Here is an 18,944-nt window from a genome sequence, read left to right as displayed (position 1 = left end):
AATCAAGCCGACCATCTAGGGCAGCACCGTCCGCGGTACTTCTGGGACGGTGAAGATTGCAAAGTCCCAATGTTTCGAGCGTCGCGCGCAGCTGCAACCGGAGTGTCACGGTCTCTCTAGAAACCACCCGAAGAATAGAAGTCTCCGGGGACAAGATCGATGACAAGGTTCACGCTATTGCTTTGCTCCGTGGCGCTGCCTGCGGTCGGCGCCTCGGCAGAGAACGCGCCCGGCTCGACTTCGCAGGACATCGTCGTGACGGGGCGGCTGGAGTCCACCGCCCGCGCCGAGCAGGCCGCCGCGCCAAACCTCGTCAATATTCAGCCCGCCGAGACGATCGCCAAATATCCCGACGTGAATGCGGCCGAGGCAATCAGCCGGATCCCCGGCGTCGCGCTGTCGATCGACACCGGCGAAGGGCGCTTCGTCAACATTCGCGGGCTCGACGGCAACCTCAACGGCGCGACGTTCGGCGGCGTCGTGCTGCTGAACACGCAGCCCGGCGGCACCTATTTCAACGGCTCGGGCCGCGCGGTGGAGTTCGACACCGTGCCGATCGGCGCGATCGATCGGATCGTCGTCACAAAGACCGGATTGCCCGATCACGAGGCGGAGGGGCTTGGCGGCTCGATTGAACTAACCCCGCGGACGGCGATCGGCCTCAAAAAGCCCTTTGCCGACATCACGGTCGGTGGCGGGTACGAGCCGCTCCGCCGCACCGGCCTGTATCGCGACGAGGTCGTGGTCGGCGCGCCGATCGGCCGCAATGCGGAGGGCAATCCGCTCGTCTCCTTCGTGTTGACGCAATTCCTATACAATGACCGGCGCGGGATCGACGACGTCGAGGCCGCCTATCTCGACAACCAGCCCGCCACGCCCGACAAGGCCTTCGATGCGCTGGAGCTGCGCCGTTACCAATATCACCGTCGGCGCTACGGCTATAGCGGCGAGGTCGATTTCACCCCGAGCGACGAGCAGCGTTTCTATGCGCGTGCCAGCGTGGCCGGTTACAGTGAGCATGTCTCGCGCAACCGTCTCGAAATCGACGGCCTAGGCGATCCACTGACCGCCGATCCGGCGAACCCGAAAGGCTTCGTCGCGACCGACGCATCGACGGTCAAGACGCTCCGCGACGAGGACGAGAGCCACCGCAACACCGTGGTGCAGATCGGCGGCGATCATCGCTTCAGCGCGATCAAGTTCGACTGGTTTGCCGCCTATTCGCGCGCCACCTATGACAAGCATTACGACCTGAACTCGACCTTCAACGGCCCCTCGGGGCTGACGGTCGCCTATGACAACATCACCAATCCCAATTATCCGCGCTTCGCCGTCACGAACGGCGCGGACATTCTCGACAGCGCCAATTACGCGCTGGACGGCATCAGCAACCAGACCGAGCATGATCGCGACCGTGAATGGTCCGGCTCGGCCAAGCTGTCGGCGCCGCTGCACCTGTTGGACAATGGCGAACTGGCAATCGGCGGCAAACTGCGTTTCCGCCACAAGCTCGCGCAGGTGAACCGCTTCTCCTATGCCGGTTCGGGCCAGAGCCTGACCGGGTTGCAAAGCGGCGGCCCCTACAGCTTCTACGATGATCATTATCAGATCGGCGCCGGGCTCGATCAGAACGGCTTGCGTTCCCTCTACGCCGCGGCCGACCCGGCCAGCGACGACGCACCGCCGCTGTTCGACGACAATGAGGATGTCTATGCGGGCTTCGTCCAGTACAAGGGCACGATCGGGCAGCTGGGCATATTGGCCGGCGTTCGCGTCGAACATACCAAGGCGACCTATCGCGGCACCTCGACCGTCACCGATGCGGACGGCAATAGCTCGTCCGTCGCGGCATCGGAGCAGCGGAGCTACACCAACGCTTTCCCGACTTTGCAGCTGCGCTACCAGATCGATCCGCACCTGATCGCGCGCGCAACATATTCGACCGGCATCGCGCGCCCCGGCTTCTTCCAGACGATTCAAAACGCCAATGTCGATCTCGGCGCCGGCTCCGTGTCGGTCGGCAATCCCGCTCTGAAGCCCACCTATGGGCATAATTTTGATGTCGACCTCGAATATTACCTGCCCGACAACGGCATCGTCTCGATCGGCGTGTTCGACAAGGAGTTCAGGAACTACATCGTCGCGCGGACGGTGCGCACGACCTATCCGGGGATTTCGGGAATCGCGACCATCGACACCTACGAGAATGTCCGCTCGTCGCACGCGCGCGGCGTGGAAGCGGCGTTCGTCGATCGCTTCAAGGCGCTGCCTGGCCTATTGTCGGGCCTCGGTGTCGATGCGAACTTCTCCTACGTCGCATCCGCAGTCGCGTTGCGCGAGGGCGAGGGCTCGGTGCCGCTGCCGGGCACGTTCAAATATACCGGGAACGGGGCGCTGTTCTACGAGCTGGGCCGCGTGCAGGTGCGTCTGTCAGGTCAGTATGAGTCCAAGGTGCTGTTTGGAATTGGCGGCAGCCGATCGACCGACGTCTTCCAGGATCAGCGTTTCACCCTCGATTTCAACGGCAGCTATCGCCTGACACCGCGCCTCTCGCTCTACTCGAACGTCAAGAACCTCACCAACGCCCCGCTACGCTTCTACGAAGGATCCGCGAACCGGCCTATCCAGCGGGAATTCTACGACGTGACGATCGAAGGTGGGGTTAAGGTGATGCTTTAAGCGGCGTGGACAAATTTGACGCAGTATCTGGCGGTGACGAAATGGACCATGCCGAGGATACTGCTGGCCAATTGGTCGTAGCGGCGGGCGATGGCACGATTGATCTTGAGGTGCCCGAAGATGCGCGTGATTTGGTTGCGCCGCGTGTAGAGCGTTCGGTCATGTTCGATCGTCACGCGGCGGCTTGATCGACCGGGAATACGGGCTTCGATCTTCCGCTCGGCAAGGTCAGCACGGCGTCGGCATTGTGGCCCTTGTCCGCCAGCAAGTTATCGGGCGGGCGCTCCGGCAGGACGATCAGGGCGTCATACGCCTTGCAGTCTGCCGCCTCTCCGCCGGTCAGGTGGAAGGCGAGCGGTCGTCCGGGGCCGTCAGCCAGGCGATGAAGCTTACTGGTGACCCCGCCCCACGAGCGGCCAAGAGCGCGTCGACGAGCCCTCCTTTCCCGCCCGCTGCCGAGACGCGGGCGCGGACCGTGGGGCTGTCGATGCTGTAGTGGCCGGTGTCCGCCATGATCTCGGCCAGCGTCACCGCCACGATCTCCCAAACCCCGGCTTCGCTCCACCGCCGGGTCTAACCCTCCACGCCCGATTGCGGGACGCGCCAGAGGCGCGACTTGAGGTCCAGTCGGTGCACGTCCCTTGAGCAGCAGGCATCCTGATTTTGTCCACGCCGCCTAGTCGACTTCGCCCCCCGCCGAGCGTGCGCGGGAGTGGGCAAGACTCCTTGGGGCGTGGACAAGCGAAACCCAGGTGCGCAGTTTTCGATGGAAACAGGCCAAATTGCGCAGGTCTTTGCTAAAGCGGCCAGACTGACTGATATGCAGATACCATTATAATTGAGTGTTTTAGCTGCGCAGGTCTCGCAGGCCGATATCTCTTCAACAGCACCCGATCGCCCCGGCGGAGTCGCGCCGCGTGCGTCAGCCGATCTTGTCGATCAGCGAATCCAGCGCCTGGCGCGCGCGCGGCGTGTAGCTGCTGCGCCGGCCGCCGCCTGCCACCGCGCAATCCACGCCCACGCCGCAGGGATCGCGCGCCTCGCGCTCGGCGGCGAGCGCGGCGGCGGCGTGGAGCAGGCCGCCGCGATCGGCGGCATAGTGGCGGGCATCGGCGGGGGCGAGGCCGAGCCGGTCGCCCCAGCGCTCCAGCTCCACATAACGGCCGCGGATCGCCAGATCGCGGCGCAGCACCGCCACCTCGCGGCCGGCGCGGGCGATGCGCTGGTCCAGCGCGAGCGCCTTGTCGCGCGCGGCCGCGACATGGAGCGAGAGCAGATAGGAGCCGATCGCCAGCGCCGAGAGCAGCGCGATCAGCGCCAGCGCGGCGATCACCACCAGCCCCTGGCCCATGGGCGGAAGGCCGCCGGCGGCGCGCCGCGTCGCGCGGCCGCCGCGCCAAGCCGATCCCGGTCGCGGTGCCTTCATGCCGCCACGACTGGCGCGGCCGGCCTGAACCGCGCCTGACTTGGGCCGGGCTCAGTCGGCCGCGACGACATGGCCGCTCGGGGTCGGCCTTCGGCAGATCCACACCACCGGCAGCATGAACACCGCCGCCCAGCCGCAGAACCAGAACAGCTCCAGCGAGGAGAGCAGATAGGCCTGGTTGACCGCCTGGCGCATCACCGCCCCGGCCGCCTGGAGCGGGCTCATGCCGATCGATTCCAGCCGGCCCACCGTCTCGCGATAGATGGGCGAGAAGCTGGTGCTGCCCTCCACCAGACGGCTCTGGTGGAGCGCCTCGCGGCGATCCCAATAGGTGGTGATCAGCGAGGCCGCGAAGCTGCCCGCGGTGATCCGCGCGAAGTTGGAGATGCCGCTGGCCGAGGGCACTTTGGGCCCGGCAATGCCGTCGAAGGAAATGGTGATGAGCGGCACGAAGAACATGCTCATCGCCACGCCCTGCAGCGCCAGCGGGAAGGCGAGCGTCCAGAAGCTGGCATCGGGCGTGTAGCGCGAGCGCAGGAAGAAGGAGAGCGCGAAGGCCGCGAAGGCCGTGCTCGCCAGCCAGCGCGCATCAATCTTCAGCCGGCCGACAAAGGGGGTGAGCAACACCGCCACCGCGCCGCTGGGCGCCGCCACCAGCCCCGCCCAGGTCGCGGTATAGCCCATCTGCTCCTGCAGCCACAAAGGCAGCAGCAGATTATTGGCGAAGAGCAGCGCATAGCCGAGGCAGAGCGCGAGCACGCCGAGCCCGAAATTGCGCTGCGCGAACAAGGTGAGATCCACCGCCGGCTGGCCGTCGGTCAATTCCCAGATCACCCAGGCGATGAAGCCGATCACCGCGCACAGCGTGAGCACCACGATCAGCCCGCTATGGAACCAGTCGCGGTCCTTGCCGAGGTCGAGCATGGTCTGGAGGCAGAAGACCCAGAAGGCGAGCAGGATCAGGCCGACCGTGTCGATCGGCAGCCGCATCGTCGGCGTCTCGCGATTCTTGAGCGAGCGCCAGGTGACGAAGCCGGCGGCGAGGCCGACCGGCACGTTGATGAGGAAGATCCAGCCCCAGTGGTAATTGTCGGAGATATAGCCGCCCAGCACCGGCCCCATCACCGGCGCGACGAGTGTCGTCATCGACCAGATCGACAGCGCCGTGCCGCGCTTGTGCGGCGGAAAGATGCCGAGCAGCAGCGCCTGGCTGCCGGGGATCATCGGCCCCGACACCGCGCCCTGCAGCAGCCGGAACAGGATCAGCGACGGCAGGCTCCAGGCGATGCCGCACAGGAAGGAGGTGATGGTGAAGGCGATCACCGAGACGGTGAAGGTCCGCACCACGCCGAACCGCGCCATCAGCCAGCCGGTGAGCGGCACGGTGACGCCGTTGGCGCAGGCGAAGCTGGTGATCACCCAGGTGCCATTGTCGGTCGACACGCCGAGATTGCCGGCGATGGTCGGCAAGGAGACGTTGGCGATCGAGCCGTCCAGCACCTGCATGAAGGTGCCGAGCGCAAGCGCCAGGCTCGTCACCGCCAGCGCCAGGCCGGCCAGCGGCGCCGGCGTCGCCGCACCGCCGGGGGCGCTCACCGGCCCTGGCCCATATTCTCGGCGATGATGCGCCGGATGCGCGCCTCCACCTCGGGGCCCCCCGTCAGGCTCTGCTGCATGCCGCCCGCCGGCGGCCGCGCGCCCGCCACGAAGGGGCCGGAGCGGTCGGCGGTGCTGACGGTGACGTTGACCGAGAGACCGATACGCAGCGGGTGCGCGCGCAGCTCGGCCGGGTCGAGCGCGATCCGCACCGGCACGCGCTGCACGATCTTGATCCAGTTGCCCGAGGCGTTTTGCGGCGGCAGCAGCGAGAAGGCGCTGCCGCTGCCCGCGCCGAGGCCGACCACGCGGCCATGGAAGCGATAGGCGCCGCCATAGACATCGGCGGTGATCTCGGCCGGCTGGCCGACGCGCAGATGCTGGAGCTGGGTCTCGCGGAAATTGGCGTCCACCCACAGGCTGTCCATCGGCACCACCGCCATCAGCGGCGTGCCGGGCGCGACCCGCTGGCCCAGCTGCACCGTGCGCTGCGCCACCACGCCCGAGACGGGCGCGACGATATGCGCATGGCTCGAGTTGATCGCCGCCTGGCGCACCTCGGCGATCGCCGCGAGCACCTGCGGATTGTCGTAGACGCTCGTGCCCTGCACCGTACTCGCCGCCTGCGCGCGGCGGGCATTGGCCAGGTTGAGCGCCGCCTCGGCGGTGGTCACCGCGTCGCGGGCGTGGCTCAGCTCCTCGCCCGAAATCGCGCCATCGGCGGCGGCGGCCTTGCGGCGGTTGAAATCGTCGCGGGCGCGGGCGAGATCGGCGCGCGCCGAGACGATCTCGGCGCCGGCCTCGTCGACCTGCGCGCTGTTGGACCGCACCGCGCGCACGGCGCGGCCCAGCGCCGCCTCGGCCGCGTCGCGCGCGGCGTTGAGCGAGGCCGGATCCAAATCGATCAGCGGCTGGCCGCGCGTCACCTGCTGCGTATTGTCGGCATGAAGGCCGAGCACCGTGCCGCCATCGCGCGCGGTGATGGTGACGGCGTCGCCGCCGACATAGGCATCGTCCGTCTCCTCGGCCGGCGGCGCGGTGAGCCGCAGCACGAGATAGGCGATCGCGGCGAGCAGTACGACCGCGCCGAGCAGCAGAAAGCCGATCCGCCGGCCACGCGGCTTGCCGCGCGCGGGCGGGGGCGCCGCCGGGGGGCGTGTGTCCGGCCGCGCCAGATCCTCCTCGATCCGCGCTTCGGCGGCGATATCCTCGTCGCGGTCCATCCGGGTGCTGCTGTCGGTCATGAGCGCGGGTCCGTCGCACGGGCCGCGGCGCGCGGCCCTTGGGGGTCGAAACCGCCGCCAAGGGCGGCGATGAGCTGAATTCGGCGGGTGAGGGTTTCTGCCTGGAGATCGACCAGTGTCTGCTCCGCCTCGAGCAGGCGGAAGCCGGAGTCGATCGCATCGAGCTGCGAGCCCAGGCCGGTGCGGGTCCGCACCTGGTCGAGCCGCACCGTCTCGCGCAGCCCGTGTACCACGCGCGCCTGCTGGGCGAGATCGGCATCGCCGGCGCCGACCGCCGTCAGCGCATCGGCCGCCTCGCGCACCGCGCCGAGCACGGCATCGTCATAGCTGGCGATGGCGCGGTCGAGATCGGCGGTGGCGCCCCTGTAATTGGCGCGTAGCCGGCCGCCCTGGAAGATGGGCAAGGACACCGCCGCGCCGCCGCTCCAGGTGCCGGCGCCGGCGGTGAAGAAATGGCTCAGGCCCACCGCCGTCAGGCCGGCCAGCGCCGAGAGGCTGACATCGGGCAGGAAGGCGGCCTTGGCCTCGGCCCGCCCCTGCTCCGCCGCCGCGATGCGCGCGCGCCCGGCGAGCAGATCGGGGCGCCGGCCAAGCAGATCGGCGGGCAGATCGGCCGGCACGCCGGGCACCGTGTCCAGCGACAGCGTCGGCCGCCTGATCTGCGCATAGGCGTCCGCGCCGCGTCCGGTCAGCGCCGCCAGCGCATGCACCAGCAGGTCGCGCTGCTCCACCGCGCGCGTCTGCGCCTGCTCCGCCTCGGCGACCAGCGTCTCGGCCTGACGCAGGTTGAAATCGCTCGCCAGCTGGTTGCGGCGGCGGGACTGGATGAAGCGCAGCGCATCCTGGCGCGTCTTGACGAAAGCCTGCGCGACCTCGATCTGCCGCTCGGCGCGGGCGAGCCCGACATAGGTGCGCGCGATCGAGACGGAGAGCGTCAGCCGCGTCGCATCCGCGTCGAGCCGCGCCGCCTCGGCCGAAGCCGCCGCCTGCCGGATCGCCGCATGCTGGCGGCCGAACAGATCAAGATCCCAACCGAAATTGGCGTAGGCGAGGCCGAGATTGGCGGTGCTGCCACCGATTGGCGGCGGCAGCAGGCGATCGGCGATATGGGCGCGCGAGATCTGGCCCGAGCCGTTGATCTGCGGCCGCAGCGCCGCGCCCTGCCCTTCCACCTGCGCCTCGGCGATGCGCACCCGCGCGAGCGCCTCCTCCAGGTTTGGATTGCCGGCAAGCGCTTGATCGATCAGCGAATCAAGCTGCGGATCGCCAAAGGCCGTCCACCAGCGCGGATCGATCGCGGCGGTGCGGCCGGAAAGGCCGAGCGCCTCGGCCCGCACGGGGGCGAGCTGGGGCGCCACCTTCGGCACCGACGCGCAGCCCGCGAGCAGCAGCGGCACCAGCGCCGCCAGCGAAGTAAGCCGTGTCATTCCGCCGCCTCCCGCGACTCCGCCTGTGCCGCGATGCCCAGCGCGGCATCGAGCAGCTTGACCAAAGCGGCCGAGAGATCATGGACCTCCGCCTCGCTGAACCCGGCCAGTACCTCGTTCCACATGCCCACCACGCGCGGGTAGAGCGCCTGCACCGCCTCGGCGCCGGCCTCGGTCACCACCAGCTGCACGACGCGGCGATCGCCGCCATCGCGGACGCGACGCATCAGCCCGCGCGCTTCCAGCCCATCGATCATCCGGGTGGTCGCGCCGCTGGTGATGTCCAGCTCGCGGGCCAGTTCGCCGGCGTTGCCGACCATGCCCTCATGCGTCGTCTTGAGCGCGATCCACTGCTCAAAGCTGAGATCGCGATCCTCGAACCGCATCGCCACCAGCCCCGTCATCACCTTGTTGATGCGGCGGATGAGCCGGCCGGGCGCGCGGCTTGTGGCACAATCTTCCGGCGTCATCACCGCCATGTCTCAGCCTCCGCAGTATCTGCACAGTCAGATACATCGATCGAAGCTAAATGCAAGATGAAACGGTTGCGGAGAACGACGAAAAAGATGCCGCGGATGCAACCGCTTCAGCGCAGCCCGGCCCGGCGCATCGGCATGGCGTCGATGACGCGCGCGAGCCGATCGGCGTCGAGCGGCGCGTCGCTGCGTAGCGCGACATGCCCGTCCTTGCCGAGCAGCCGCACCGCGAAGCCTCCGCGCGGCACCGGATGGCGGCCCCGCCCGCCGACCAGCACCACCAGCCGCAGATCCCGCTCCGCCGCGCCGTCGCGCCACGCCGCCATGATCGCGCGCTGTCGGGCGAGGCGCGGATCGTCGGCGGCGGCGACGGAGACGATCAGCAGGCGCGGCCGCGCGCGCAGATTGGCGGCCCGCGCGGGCGACGTGGCGAGCAGGCCGGCCAGGATCAGCGGCAGCAGCAGCAGCGATGGCGACAGGCGCGGCATGGCCATTCTCCTCGCCGGCGCAACGCCGCACGCGCAACCCCGTTCCCATTCTGTTCGGATTCCGCTATCCTGCCGGCTGTGCACCCGATGTCCGGCCCCGCATGAGCCGCGCCGCCGGCCGCGCCGATCTGCCGCTGCACGGCGGCCGCGTTCCCGCCTGGCTGGGCGAACGCATGACCCGGCTCGGCACCATCCTCACCGAGGCGATCCTGCTCGAATATGGCCGCGACGAGTTTCTGCGCCGGCTCTCGCATCCATTCTGGTTCCAGAGCTTCGGCGCGGTGATGGGAATGGATTGGCACAGCTCGGGAATCACCACCAGCGTGCTCGGCGCGCTCAAGCGCGGCCTAGCCCCGCGCGCGGCCGAGCTGGGGCTCACCGTCTGCGGCGGGCGCGGCCGGCACAGCCGCGCGACGCCGGACGAGCTGCTCCGCGTCGGCGAGCGCACCGGGCTCGACGGCGCCGCGCTGGGGCGCGCCAGCCGGCTCGTCGCCAAGGTCGATAGTGCCGCCGTGCAGGACGGTTTCACCCTCTATCTCCACGGCTTCATCATCGCCGATGACGGTCGTTGGGTGGTCGTGCAGCAGGGCATGAGCGATGCCCGCCGCCAGGCGCGGCGCTATCATTGGCTGAGCGAGGGGCTGGAGGATTTCACCGACGCCCCGCATGCCGCGATCGCGGGGCGCGATCAGGGGCGGATCGTCAATCTCGCCGATCGCCGCGCCGCCTCGGCGCGCGCGGGCCAGCTCGCTTTGGTGACGGAAATGGCGCCCGACCGGCTGGTGCGCGAGATCGCGCGCGTCACCGCCGCGCCGCCGCCCCCGCCCAAGGCCGAGCCGGTGCTGCCCCACCTCCTTCTGCCCGACGCGCATGCGATCGGCCCGGAGCATGTGGTCGCGCGGCGCCTCCACGGCGCTCTCGCGGCGGCCGCCGCCTGTGGGCCGAAGGATTTCGCCGATCTTCTGCTGGTGCCCGGAATCGGCGCGCGCACGGTGCGCGCGCTGGCGCTGGTCGCCGAGGTGATCCACGGCGCCCCATGCCGGTTCAGCGATCCCGCCCGCTTCGCCTTCGCGCATGGCGGCAAGGACGGCCATCCCTTTCCGGTTCCGCTCCGCGTCTATGATCGCACGATCACGGTGATGAGCGAGGCGGTCGCGCGCGCGCGGCTGGGACGGGAGGATCGGCTCGCCGCGCTGCGCCGGCTGGATGGCGAGGCGCGCCGCCTCGAGGCGGCCGCGCGCGGCCCCGGCGTCGCCGCGCTGATCGCCGAGGAACGCCGGCGCTCGCCCGATTATGGCGGCCGCACCGTGTTCGGCCCGGCCCGCGCGCCGGCGGGCGCGGGCGCGGCATGAGCGCGGGCCTGCCCTTGTTCGACGTGCCGCCCCTGCCCGGCCTCGCCGAGCGCGCGGACCTCATCGATGCCGCCGAGGAGGCCGCGCTGATCGCCGCGATCGACGCGAGCGGCCTCACCCCCTTCCGCTTCCAGCAATGGGAGGGGCTGCGCCTCACCCGCTCCCTTGGCTGGCACTATGATTTCGCGCGCGGCACCGTGGCCGAGGCGGCGCCGCTGCCCGAATGGCTGCTGCCCGTGCGGGCGCGCGCCGCCGCGCTCGCCGGCCTGCCCGCCGCCGCGCTCGAACAGGCCTTGGTGATCCGCTACGATCCCGGCGCCGGCATCGGCTGGCATCGCGACCGGCCGGTCTTCGATCGCGTCGTCGGCGTGTCGCTGGGCGCGGCGGCGGCGATGCGCTTCCGCCGCCGCACCGAGCGCGGCTTCGAGCGCGTGACGGTGCCGCTGCCGCCGCGCGGCGGCTATGCGCTTTCGGGCGAGGCGCGCGGCCTGTGGGAACACAGCATCGCCCCGCTCGCGGCGCCGCGCTGGTCGATCACCTTCCGCAGCCTGGCGGGCGGCCGCTAGCCCGCCAGCGGCGCGAGGAACACCGTGCCCAGCAGCGCGATCCGCGTGCCGCTATCGGCGAGCCCTCCGTCCGGCGCGACGCGCAGCACCGCCAGGGAGCCCGAATGCTCGTTCGCCACCAGCATCGCCTGCTGCGCCTCCAGCAGCAGGAAGAAGCGCGGCCATTGGCCGCCGCTGGCGATGTGCTGGACCAGCCGCAGGCCGCCCGCCGCGTCCACCGCGAAGACGGCGATGCTGTCATGCCCCCGGTTCGACACATAGAGGCGGCGCGCCCGGGCATCGAGCCGGATATGCGCCGCCTGGCTGTGGCCGGCAAAGCCCGCCGGCAGCGTCGAATGGCGCGCCACGGCGGTGAACCCGCCCGCAGGCGTCACGGCCAGCTCGGTCACGCTATTGGCAAGCTCGCTCACCAGATAGGCGCGCGGCTGATGCGGATGCCGGGCGAGGTGGCGCGGTCCGCTGCCCGGCGGCGCCTGATAGGCGATCCGCCCCGGCCCGAGCCGCCGCGCGGCCGCGTCATAGCGATGGGCGAAGATCGCGTCGGCGCCGAGATCGACGGCATGGAGCCAGGCGCCATCGGGGCTGAACCCCACCCAATGCGCGTGCGGCCCCTTCTGGCGATCGGCATCGGGGCCATGGCCATGATGCGCCACAATCTGCGCCGGCAGCGGCGCGCCGGTGCGCGGATCGAGCGGCACCAGCGCGACGCTGCCGCTGCTGTAATTGGCGATGGCGAGGCAGGTCTCGCCCGCGTCGAGCGTGGCGTGGCAGGGATCGGCGCCCCCCGTCGACTGGCGGCCCCGCGCCGCCCAGCCCGCGTCATAGGCGGTCACCGTGCCCGCGCTCTGCTCGTCGAGCAGGTACCAGCGGCGGAAGCGGCGGCTATAGACGCCGAACGAGGCATCCGGAATCGGCGCCGCCGGCCCGGCGCGCCAGCCCTCGGCGCCCGGCAGCAGCGTCACCAGCCCCGCCCCGCCCTCGCGCGCATAGGTGCCGGCGATCAGCGCCGGGCGCGCCGGCCCGGCGGCGGCGGCGAGCCGCGCCGCAGGCAGCGCGCAGACGCCCGCGATCAGCCCGCGTCGATCGATCCGCATCATGCCAGCGCCTCCTCGCGCGGCTCCAGCGCCGCTATGCCCAGTTCCAGCCCGCGCAGCTCCGCCAGCCCGCGCAGCCGCCCGATCGCGGTATAGCCCGGATTGCTGCGCGACTTGTGGAGATCGTCCAGCATCTGATGGCCATGATCGGGGCGCATCGGGATGGCGCGGCGCTCGGACCGCGCCACCGCGCGGATCGCGCGCATCACCTCGACCATGTCGGCATCGCCGGCGAGATGCGCGGCCTCGTGGAAATTGCCTTCCGCGTCGCGTTTGGTGTTGCGCAGATGAAGAAAGTGGATGCGCGACCCGAACTGCCGGATCATGGCGGGCAGATCATTGTCCGCGCGCACGCCGAGCGAGCCCACGCAGAAGCACAGGCCATTGGCCGGGCTCGGCACTGCCTCGAACAGCGCAGCGAGATCGGCGGCGGTGCTGACGATGCGCGGCAGGCCGAACAGCGCGAAGGGCGGATCGTCGGGATGGATCACCAGCCGCATCCCCTGCGCCTCGGCGGTCGGGCAGACCGCTTCGAGGAACAGGATCAGGTTGCGGCGCAGCGCGTCCGCGTCGATCGCGGCATAGCCGCCGATCGCGGCCAGGAAGTCGGCCGAGCCGAAGCTTTCCTCGCTGCCCGGCAGGCCGGCGATGATGGTGCGCTCCAGCCGGGTGCGGGCGGCCTCGTCCATCGCCGCGAACCGCGCCGCCGCCGCCGCCACGATCGCGGGCGCATAGTCCGAAGCCGCCCCGGGCCGGCCCAGCACATGGATGTCATAGGCGGCGAGCGCGACCGGCTCGAAACGCAGCGCGCGTGCCCCGTCGGGCAGTTCATAGGCGAGGTCGGTGCGCGTCCAGTCGAGCAGCGGCATGAAATTATAGGTGATGGTCCGCAGCCCGCACGCGGCGAGGTTGACCAGGCTCTCGCGATAGCGGGCGAGCGCGGCGTCGCGGTCGGCGCCCCCCTGCTTGATCGCCTCATGCACCGGCAGGCTTTCCACCACCGACCAGCGCAGCCCCGCCGCCTCGATCATCGCGCGGCGCGCCGCGATCTCGGCCACGGGCCACACCGCGCCATTGGGGATATGATGCAGCGCCGTCACCACGCCGGTGGCGCCCGCCTGGCGGATATCGGCGAGCGACACGGGGTCGTCCGGGCCGAACCAGCGCATCGTCTGCTCGAGCGGATAGGCGATCGACATCAGGATCCTTTCAGCCCCGGGGGGCGGAGGGCGATGGCGCCGGCGGCGGCGTCATCGGGGCCGGGCGCGGGCGCGGGACGGCGGGCGATCGGCGTATTCGCGCCCTCCTCCTCCGCCAGCAGCGCCTTGACATGCTCGATATGGCTCCACATCGCCACATAGGCGCCTTCGGCGTCGCGCCGCAGCAGCGCCGCCACCACCGCGTCATGATCCTCCTCCCAGCGCGCCCGGTAGCGGGTGTCGCGCGGGCGGCGGCTGAGGCGGCGCCACATCGGGTTGCGGCTCTTGCGGCGCCACAGCTGCTCCACCAGCAGCGCCAGCTCGTCATTGTGCGTCGCGCGCGCGATCGCCTGGTGGAAGCGCGCGTCCAGCGCCTCCCGGCCGGAATCGTGCGCGGCGGCGCGATAGGCCTGGGCAAGCTCGACGATGGCGGCGCGATCCGCGTCGGTGGCGGCGAGCGCGGCGCACCGCGCCACCTGCGCCTCCACCCATTGCCGCGCCTCCAGCAGCGCGAACGGGCCGGCCGGCTCGGCCTCGGTCTCGCCGGGATCGCTCGCCGGGAAGGCGCCGAGGATGTGCGCGCCCGAACCGTGGCGCACCTCGATCAGCCCCTGCACCTCGAGCATGATCAGCGCGTCGCGCACCGTCGGGCGGCTCACGCCATGGCGATCGGCCAGCTCGCGCTCCGAAGGCAGCCGCCCGAGCGCGGCGAATTCGCCATCGCGGATTCGGCGGGCGAGCTGTGTCGCCAGCCGCCAGTAGGACCGCGACCCCTCTCCCGTCTCGTTCATGCGCCGAGGCTAGGGACAGAGTCGCCCCATGGTCAACCTCTTCGTTACGCCGGCGCGACTGGTCAGCCGAGATGGCGCAGCTTGTCGGGGTTGCGCACCACATAGATGGCGGTGATCCGCCCCGCCTCGATCGCGAGCGCGGTGGTCTGCACCACGCCGTCCGCCTCGCGGGTGACGAAGCCGGGCAGGCCGTCGATCCGGCACCAGCGCAGCAGCGTCGATCCCCGCTTGCGCCAGAACACGCCGAGCGCCTTGTGGATCTGGAGCACCTGGCGCGCGCCCAGGATCGGCCGCGCGGCCGCCGACCGCTTGCCGCCGCCGTCCGCGTGCATCGCCACCTGCGCGGCGAGCAGCGCCGCCAGGGCGGCGCGATCGCCGCTGCGCGAGGCGGCGAAGAAGGCCTGGGCGATCGCCATCGCCTCGCTCTCCGCCACGGGGAAGCGCGGCCGCGCGGCGCGGACATGGCCCCGCGCCCGCGCCGCGAGTTGGCGGCAGGCGGCGGCATCGCGGTCGAGCGTGGCGGCGATCTCGTCAAAGCCCGCGCCGAACACGTCGTGGAGCAGAAAGGCCGCGCGCTCCAGCGGCGAGAGCCGCTCCAGCGCCAGCATCAGCGGCAGGGTCAAGTCGTCGCCGGCTCCGGACAGGCCGACCGCCGCCTCGGCCTCCAGCAGCGGCTCGGGAAGCCAGGGGCCGATATAGGTCTCGCGCCGGTGCCGCGCCGATTTGAGCTGATCGAGGCACAGGCGCGTCACGGTGCGACGCAGAAACGCCTCGGGCACGCGCACCTCGTCGCGCGCGGCGCGCAGCCAGCGCAGAAATGCCTCCTGAACGATATCCTCCGCATCGGCGATCGAGCCGAGCATGCGATAGGCGAGCCGCTGCAAGGCCGGGCGCAGCGGCTCCAGCGCCGCCGCCGCGCCCGCGCCGCTCACGCCGCCACCGTCGCCGGCGCCGCCGGCACGCGCGGCTCCATCCACATGCCGAAGCCCACCGCCAGCCGGTTCCAGCCATTGATGATGTTGATCATCAGCGTGAGCGCCACCTGCTCCTCCGCGCTGAAGAGAAAGGCCAGGGCCGCGCGCGCCGGGCCGATCTCGGGCTGATCGGCGAGCCGGGTCAGCGTCTCGGTCCAGCCCAGCGCCGCCCGCTCGCGATCCGTATAGCAGGGGGCCTCGCGCCACGCCGAGAGCAGATAGAGGCGCTGCTCGGTCTCGCCCTTGGCCCGCGCCTCGGCGGTGTGCATGTTGAGGCAATTGGCGCAGGCATTGATCTGCGAGGCGCGGATCTTCACCAGCTCGATCAGCTCGGGCTCGAGGCTGGCGCCGATGGTGATCGCCGCCGCCGTCCAGCTCTTCATCAGCTGGGGCGCGGCGGCATAGGGGTCGAGCGTCGCGGTCATGGTCGTCTCCTCGTGTTGGTCGACACCAAGACGAGGCGGCGCGCGCCGCTGTGACATCGCCCCGCGGGATTTTTCCCGCGCTCAGCGCCGCACGTCGAGCCCGCCGGCGAGATAGGCGTCGATATCGGCCTGGCGGAACAGCGAGGCATCGCCCGGCAGCGAATGTTTGAGCGCCGCCAGCGCCAGCCCCGTCGCCGCCGCGCGGGCGGGATCGCCGCCGGTGCGGAGCGCGTGGAGCACGCCCGCGCAAAAGGCGTCGCCGCCGCCGATCCGGTCGACAATGCCCGCCAGCACCACCTCTTCCGTCTCGGCCACGGCGTCGCGCGTATCGACCCGGGCCGAAAGCCGGTTGAGATCGACATGCTCGACATGCCGCGCGGTCGACGCGATCATCTGAAGCTTGGGAAAGGCCTGGAAGGCGGCTTCGGCGGCGGCGCGGCGGCGCGCCTCGCCCGATCCCGCAAAGGGGCGGTCGAGCAGCAGCGCGATATCGCGGTGATTGCCGAACAGCAGATCCGCCTCGGCCACCAGCCGGCCCAGGATGCTGCGCGGGTCGCCATCCCAGCGCGCCCAGAGCTTGGCGCGGAAATTGCCGTCGAACGAGATCGGCACGCCGCGCGCGGCGGCCGCCTCCACCGCCGCCAGCGCGACCGCCGCCGGCCCCGGCCCCAGCGCCGGCGTGATGCCCGAGAGGTGCAGCCGGTCCACGCCCGCCAGCAGCGCCGGCCAGTCCCACGCCGCCGGCGGCGCCTCGGCAAAGGCCGAATGCGCGCGATCATAAACGACTTCGGTGGCGCGCAGGCCGGCGCCGGCGGTGACGAAATAGAGCCCCATCCGCTCGCCCGCGCAGGCGATGCCCGAAATGTCGACGCCATGGCCGCGCAGCACCGTCAGCGCGCTCCGCCCCAGATCATTGTCCGGAACGCGGCTCGCCATGCGCACGTCATGGCCGAGCCGTGCCAGCTGGGTCGCGACATTGGCCTCGGCGCCGGCGACCCAGACGTCGAGCTTGGGGGTTTGCAGCAGCAGCTCGCGACCCGGCGGCGACAGGCGCAGCATGATCTCGCCGAAGCACAAAATCGATCCGCCCATCCGCGTCCCTTCCTCCGGGCCCGCTGCCGGCCGGCCATCGCGCCCCGCCCTATCGGCGGGGTCAGCCGGGGTACAGTGCTGATTTGCCGCGCCGATCGCAAGCCGTCCGCCACCGCGCGGCGGCCGGCGGGTGCCGGTGAATCCCGGAGCGCCGTGTTTACGCCGGCGAAACGCGGGGCCCGCATCGTCGCCCGCATCTCCACGCGCAGCCCAAGGGTGTCGACATGCGCCGGTTCCTGGCCCTCATCGTGCCATGGCGGCGATTCTTCCTGATCGAACGGCCCATATCGGGCTGCGCCTGTCTGATGCTGCAGGCGACGCTGCTGGGATGGCTGCCGGCGGCGCTCTGGTCCCGCGCCGCGCTCCGCCAGCATGCGCGCGACCGCCGCATCCAAAGGAGGATCGCGCGCGATCTGGCTTTTCGGGCAAGCGCCTCGGCGCGGCCGCCGCGCGCGCGACAAGCGGCGGCGGCATGGACCATTCGGCCCGGCCTGGATCGGCCCTGGAAGTGATTGGCGCGCCCGGAACGATTCGAACGTCCGACCCTCAGATTCGTAGTCTGATGCTCTATCCAGCTGAGCTACGGGCGCGCTGTGGAGGGGGTCTCTAGTGGGGTCTTTCGGGGAGCGCAACCCCATTGCGACAAGTTTCTCGCACTCCTAGAGCGAGGCCATGGAAAACGCCGCGCGCCCGCCCCGTTTCGCCCTGGTCTGCCTCCTCGCCAGCGGCTGCATGGCCGGCCCCGGCTATCCGTCGCTGGCGCCGCGCGCGGTCGAATCGGTGTCTCTGGCCGAGCCCGCCGCCAAGCCCGCCGCGCCCGCCACGCCCCAAAGGGAGGCCGATGCGCGCTACGCCCCGCTGCTCGCCCGGGCGCGCACTCTCTCCGATCAGTTCAAGGCGGCGGTGGCGGAAAGCGCGCCCGTGCTCGCCGCCGGCCGCCGCGCGGCGATCGGCAGCGATGCCTGGTCGGCGGCGCAGCAGGCGCTGTCCCGCCTCCAGGCGCTGCGCGGGCCCATGGTGGAGGCGCTCACCGCCACCCAGGCCGCCGCGCAGGGGCCCGAGGTGGAGGCGGATAGCGGGCTCGCCGCGGCCGCGCAGCGCGCGCTCGCTTCGGTGCAGGCGCTTGACGCCGAGGAGGCGCGCAGCCTCATCGCGCTCGCGCCCGCCAATTCCTGAGCCCATGCGAAAGGGCGCTCCGGACCATCGTCCGAAGCGCCCCTTGCGCCGAAGCATGGCCGGGACGGCGTACCGCCCCCGGACGCTTACTTCTTGCCGAGATTGATGCTGCCGAAGCGCTTGTTGAAGCGCGCGACCTGACCACCCGCGTCGAGCATCTGGCCGCGCCCGCCGGTCCAGGCCGGGTGGGCGAGCGGATCGATGTCGAGCAGCAGCGTGTCGCCTTCCTTGCCCCAGGTGGAGCGGGTCTCGTACACGGTGCCGTCGGTCATCTGGACCTTGATCATGTGGTAGTCGGGATGGACATTCTTCTTCACGGTCGCTGCTCCTGGATGATGCCGGTTTCCGACCGGCGAAGCGAAGCGCCGCCGTTATCGCAAGCCGCCGCGTGGGGCAAGCCATGAGACGGCTGGGTGCGATCCTGGCAGGGGGCGCCGCGTCGCGCTTCGGCGGCGACAAGGCGGCGGCGCGGCTCGGCGGCCGCGCGCTGCTCGATCATGTCGCGCTGGCGCTGGGCGGCTGGTGCGACGCGCTGGTGGTGGTGGGGCGCGATTGGCCGGGGCTGACGCGGGTGGAGGATCTTCCCCGCCCCGGGCTCGGGCCGCTGGGCGGCCTGGCCGGCGCGCTCGCGCACGCGGCCCGGCATGGCTTCGACACGGTGCTGAGCTGCGGCTGCGATCTGCCGCGCCTGCCCCCCGCGCTGCCCGATCTGCTCGGGCCGCCCGACGCGATCCTGGCGGACCAGCCGACCATCGGCCATTGGCGCAGCCGTCAGGCCGAGCCGCTCGCCGCCTGGCTCGAGGCGGTACCGCGCCACGCGGTGCGCGCCTGGGCGATGGCGGCGGGCGCGCGGCTGGTGGCCGGGCCCCCGCTCGCCAATATCAACCGGCCCGAGGATCTCGCCCGGCTCGCGGCCGGGCCCGAAGGCTGATCGCGCCC

The 18,944-nt window shown here is 71.0% G+C and carries 20 protein-coding genes, 1 tRNA gene and 1 pseudogene; 6 read left to right on the top strand and 16 right to left on the bottom strand.

The annotated features are described in order from the left end of the window. Positions 1-189: 189 nt before the first annotated feature. Positions 190-2,679 (top strand): TonB-dependent receptor, encoded by a 2,490-nt coding sequence (locus LHA26_RS14700; RefSeq protein ID WP_252166330.1) that lies wholly within the window; start codon positions 190-192, stop codon positions 2,677-2,679. Here LHA26_RS14700 and LHA26_RS14695 read toward each other — a convergent pair. The 8 genes and pseudogenes from LHA26_RS14695 to LHA26_RS14660 form a co-directional block, all read right to left on the bottom strand. After that, positions 2,676-2,912: pseudogene (locus LHA26_RS14695) on the bottom strand (hypothetical protein); the annotation flags it as partial. The gene LHA26_RS14700 and the pseudogene LHA26_RS14695 sit on opposite strands and share 4 nt — an antisense overlap. Positions 2,913-3,018: 106 nt before the next feature. Further along, entirely contained in the window at positions 3,019-3,216 is a 198-nt protein-coding gene (locus LHA26_RS20260; protein ID WP_437441221.1) for a hypothetical protein, read from the bottom strand. 385 nt (positions 3,217-3,601) lie between these two features. Beyond that, complete coding sequence (locus LHA26_RS14685; protein ID WP_252166328.1) at positions 3,602-4,105, bottom strand: hypothetical protein; 504 nt, start codon at positions 4,103-4,105, stop codon at positions 3,602-3,604. 51 nt (positions 4,106-4,156) lie between these two features. Then, positions 4,157-5,701, bottom strand: coding sequence for a DHA2 family efflux MFS transporter permease subunit (locus tag LHA26_RS14680; RefSeq protein ID WP_252166327.1), 1,545 nt, complete (start codon positions 5,699-5,701; stop codon positions 4,157-4,159). Continuing rightward, a complete protein-coding gene (locus LHA26_RS14675) occupies positions 5,698-6,945 on the bottom strand; it encodes an HlyD family secretion protein (RefSeq protein ID WP_252166326.1) in 1,248 nt (415 codons plus the stop codon). Before LHA26_RS14675 ends, LHA26_RS14680 begins: the two co-directional genes overlap by 4 nt. Further along, positions 6,942-8,372 (bottom strand): efflux transporter outer membrane subunit, encoded by a 1,431-nt coding sequence (locus LHA26_RS14670; protein WP_252166325.1) that lies wholly within the window; start codon positions 8,370-8,372, stop codon positions 6,942-6,944. Before LHA26_RS14670 ends, LHA26_RS14675 begins: the two co-directional genes overlap by 4 nt. Further along, a complete protein-coding gene (locus LHA26_RS14665; RefSeq protein ID WP_252166324.1) occupies positions 8,369-8,851 on the bottom strand; it encodes a MarR family winged helix-turn-helix transcriptional regulator in 483 nt (160 codons plus the stop codon). Before LHA26_RS14665 ends, LHA26_RS14670 begins: the two co-directional genes overlap by 4 nt. Before the next feature lie 107 nt (positions 8,852-8,958). Continuing rightward, positions 8,959-9,336 (bottom strand): DUF4174 domain-containing protein, encoded by a 378-nt coding sequence (locus LHA26_RS14660; protein ID WP_252166323.1) that lies wholly within the window; start codon positions 9,334-9,336, stop codon positions 8,959-8,961. A 101-nt stretch (positions 9,337-9,437) separates the two neighbouring features. Between LHA26_RS14660 and LHA26_RS14655 the strand changes: the two genes are divergently transcribed. Together LHA26_RS14655 and LHA26_RS14650 are read left to right on the top strand one after the other, a co-directional pair. Continuing rightward, positions 9,438-10,688, top strand: a complete 1,251-nt coding sequence (locus LHA26_RS14655) for a DUF763 domain-containing protein (protein WP_252166322.1) — start codon at positions 9,438-9,440, stop codon at positions 10,686-10,688. Then, entirely contained in the window at positions 10,685-11,254 is a 570-nt protein-coding gene (locus LHA26_RS14650) for an alpha-ketoglutarate-dependent dioxygenase AlkB (RefSeq protein ID WP_252166321.1), read from the top strand. Before LHA26_RS14655 ends, LHA26_RS14650 begins: the two co-directional genes overlap by 4 nt. Here the strand turns inward: LHA26_RS14650 and LHA26_RS14645 are convergent. The 6 genes from LHA26_RS14645 to LHA26_RS14615 form a co-directional block, all read right to left on the bottom strand. Then, a complete protein-coding gene (locus tag LHA26_RS14645) occupies positions 11,251-12,351 on the bottom strand; it encodes a lactonase family protein (RefSeq protein ID WP_252166320.1) in 1,101 nt (366 codons plus the stop codon). The genes LHA26_RS14650 and LHA26_RS14645 overlap by 4 nt on opposite strands. Then, positions 12,348-13,547 (bottom strand): mannonate dehydratase, encoded by a 1,200-nt coding sequence (gene uxuA, locus LHA26_RS14640; protein ID WP_252166319.1) that lies wholly within the window; start codon positions 13,545-13,547, stop codon positions 12,348-12,350. Before uxuA ends, LHA26_RS14645 begins: the two co-directional genes overlap by 4 nt. After that, positions 13,547-14,338 carry an FCD domain-containing protein gene (locus LHA26_RS20085; RefSeq protein WP_302898019.1) on the bottom strand — a complete coding sequence of 264 codons (792 nt, stop codon included), beginning with the start codon at positions 14,336-14,338 and terminating at the stop codon, positions 13,547-13,549. Before LHA26_RS20085 ends, uxuA begins: the two co-directional genes overlap by 1 nt. 62 nt (positions 14,339-14,400) lie before the next feature. Then, positions 14,401-15,270: a sigma-70 family RNA polymerase sigma factor gene (locus LHA26_RS14625; RefSeq protein WP_252166318.1), complete on the bottom strand. Its 870-nt coding sequence runs from the start codon at positions 15,268-15,270 to the stop codon at positions 14,401-14,403. Further along, a complete protein-coding gene (locus LHA26_RS14620) occupies positions 15,267-15,737 on the bottom strand; it encodes a carboxymuconolactone decarboxylase family protein (RefSeq protein ID WP_252166317.1) in 471 nt (156 codons plus the stop codon). The genes LHA26_RS14625 and LHA26_RS14620 overlap by 4 nt, the downstream gene beginning before the upstream one ends. An 81-nt stretch (positions 15,738-15,818) precedes the next feature. Further along, entirely contained in the window at positions 15,819-16,829 is a 1,011-nt protein-coding gene (locus tag LHA26_RS14615; RefSeq protein ID WP_252166316.1) for a sugar kinase, read from the bottom strand. A gap of 224 nt (positions 16,830-17,053) precedes the next feature. On the opposite strand from LHA26_RS14615, the gene LHA26_RS14610 reads away from it, so the two are divergent. Further along, entirely contained in the window at positions 17,054-17,341 is a 288-nt protein-coding gene (locus tag LHA26_RS14610; RefSeq protein WP_252166315.1) for a hypothetical protein, read from the top strand. Between the two features lies 1 nt (position 17,342). Here LHA26_RS14610 and LHA26_RS14605 read toward each other — a convergent pair. After that, a tRNA-Arg gene (locus LHA26_RS14605) sits at positions 17,343-17,419 on the bottom strand. 82 nt (positions 17,420-17,501) lie between these two features. On the opposite strand from LHA26_RS14605, the gene LHA26_RS14600 reads away from it, so the two are divergent. Beyond that, on the top strand, positions 17,502-18,005 hold the full coding sequence (locus tag LHA26_RS14600) for a hypothetical protein (RefSeq protein WP_252166314.1): 504 nt from the start codon (positions 17,502-17,504) through the stop codon (positions 18,003-18,005). An 86-nt stretch (positions 18,006-18,091) separates the two neighbouring features. Here LHA26_RS14600 and rpmE read toward each other — a convergent pair whose 3' ends face one another. Beyond that, positions 18,092-18,322: a 50S ribosomal protein L31 gene (gene rpmE / locus LHA26_RS14595; RefSeq protein ID WP_252166313.1), complete on the bottom strand. Its 231-nt coding sequence runs from the start codon at positions 18,320-18,322 to the stop codon at positions 18,092-18,094. 83 nt (positions 18,323-18,405) lie between these two features. Here rpmE and LHA26_RS14590 point away from each other — a divergent pair, with 83 nt between their 5' ends. Beyond that, positions 18,406-18,936, top strand: coding sequence for an NTP transferase domain-containing protein (locus LHA26_RS14590; RefSeq protein WP_252166312.1), 531 nt, complete (start codon positions 18,406-18,408; stop codon positions 18,934-18,936). The last annotated feature ends 8 nt before the right edge of the window (positions 18,937-18,944 follow it).

This window comes from Sphingomonas morindae (assembly GCF_023822065.1).
Classification (GTDB): Bacteria; Pseudomonadota; Alphaproteobacteria; order Sphingomonadales; family Sphingomonadaceae; genus Solisphingomonas; species Solisphingomonas morindae.
The sequence above is the reverse complement of the archived record's forward strand: the minus strand, read 5'-3'. Positions and strand labels throughout refer to the sequence as shown.

What these genes read in the sequence shown, in the direction of transcription:
- LHA26_RS14620 (WP_252166317.1), bottom strand. Translation starts at nt 15,737, where the DNA reads ATGACCGCGACGCTCGACCCCTATGCCGCCGCGCCCCAGCTGATGAAG.
- LHA26_RS14600 (WP_252166314.1), top strand. Translation starts at nt 17,502, where the DNA reads ATGGAAAACGCCGCGCGCCCGCCCCGTTTCGCCCTGGTCTGCCTCCTC.
- LHA26_RS14645 (WP_252166320.1), bottom strand. Translation starts at nt 12,351, where the DNA reads ATGATGCGGATCGATCGACGCGGGCTGATCGCGGGCGTCTGCGCGCTG.
- LHA26_RS14615 (WP_252166316.1), bottom strand. Translation starts at nt 16,829, where the DNA reads ATGGGCGGATCGATTTTGTGCTTCGGCGAGATCATGCTGCGCCTGTCG.
- LHA26_RS14665 (WP_252166324.1), bottom strand. Translation starts at nt 8,851, where the DNA reads ATGGCGGTGATGACGCCGGAAGATTGTGCCACAAGCCGCGCGCCCGGC.
- LHA26_RS14670 (WP_252166325.1), bottom strand. Translation starts at nt 8,372, where the DNA reads ATGACACGGCTTACTTCGCTGGCGGCGCTGGTGCCGCTGCTGCTCGCG.
- LHA26_RS14675 (WP_252166326.1), bottom strand. Translation starts at nt 6,945, where the DNA reads ATGACCGACAGCAGCACCCGGATGGACCGCGACGAGGATATCGCCGCC.
- LHA26_RS20085 (WP_302898019.1), bottom strand. Translation starts at nt 14,338, where the DNA reads ATGAACGAGACGGGAGAGGGGTCGCGGTCCTACTGGCGGCTGGCGACA.
- LHA26_RS14685 (WP_252166328.1), bottom strand. Translation starts at nt 4,105, where the DNA reads ATGAAGGCACCGCGACCGGGATCGGCTTGGCGCGGCGGCCGCGCGACG.
- uxuA (WP_252166319.1), bottom strand. Translation starts at nt 13,547, where the DNA reads ATGTCGATCGCCTATCCGCTCGAGCAGACGATGCGCTGGTTCGGCCCG.
- LHA26_RS14660 (WP_252166323.1), bottom strand. Translation starts at nt 9,336, where the DNA reads ATGCCGCGCCTGTCGCCATCGCTGCTGCTGCTGCCGCTGATCCTGGCC.
- LHA26_RS14590 (WP_252166312.1), top strand. Translation starts at nt 18,406, where the DNA reads ATGAGACGGCTGGGTGCGATCCTGGCAGGGGGCGCCGCGTCGCGCTTC.
- LHA26_RS14610 (WP_252166315.1), top strand. Translation starts at nt 17,054, where the DNA reads ATGCGCCGGTTCCTGGCCCTCATCGTGCCATGGCGGCGATTCTTCCTG.
- LHA26_RS14650 (WP_252166321.1), top strand. Translation starts at nt 10,685, where the DNA reads ATGAGCGCGGGCCTGCCCTTGTTCGACGTGCCGCCCCTGCCCGGCCTC.
- LHA26_RS14655 (WP_252166322.1), top strand. Translation starts at nt 9,438, where the DNA reads ATGAGCCGCGCCGCCGGCCGCGCCGATCTGCCGCTGCACGGCGGCCGC.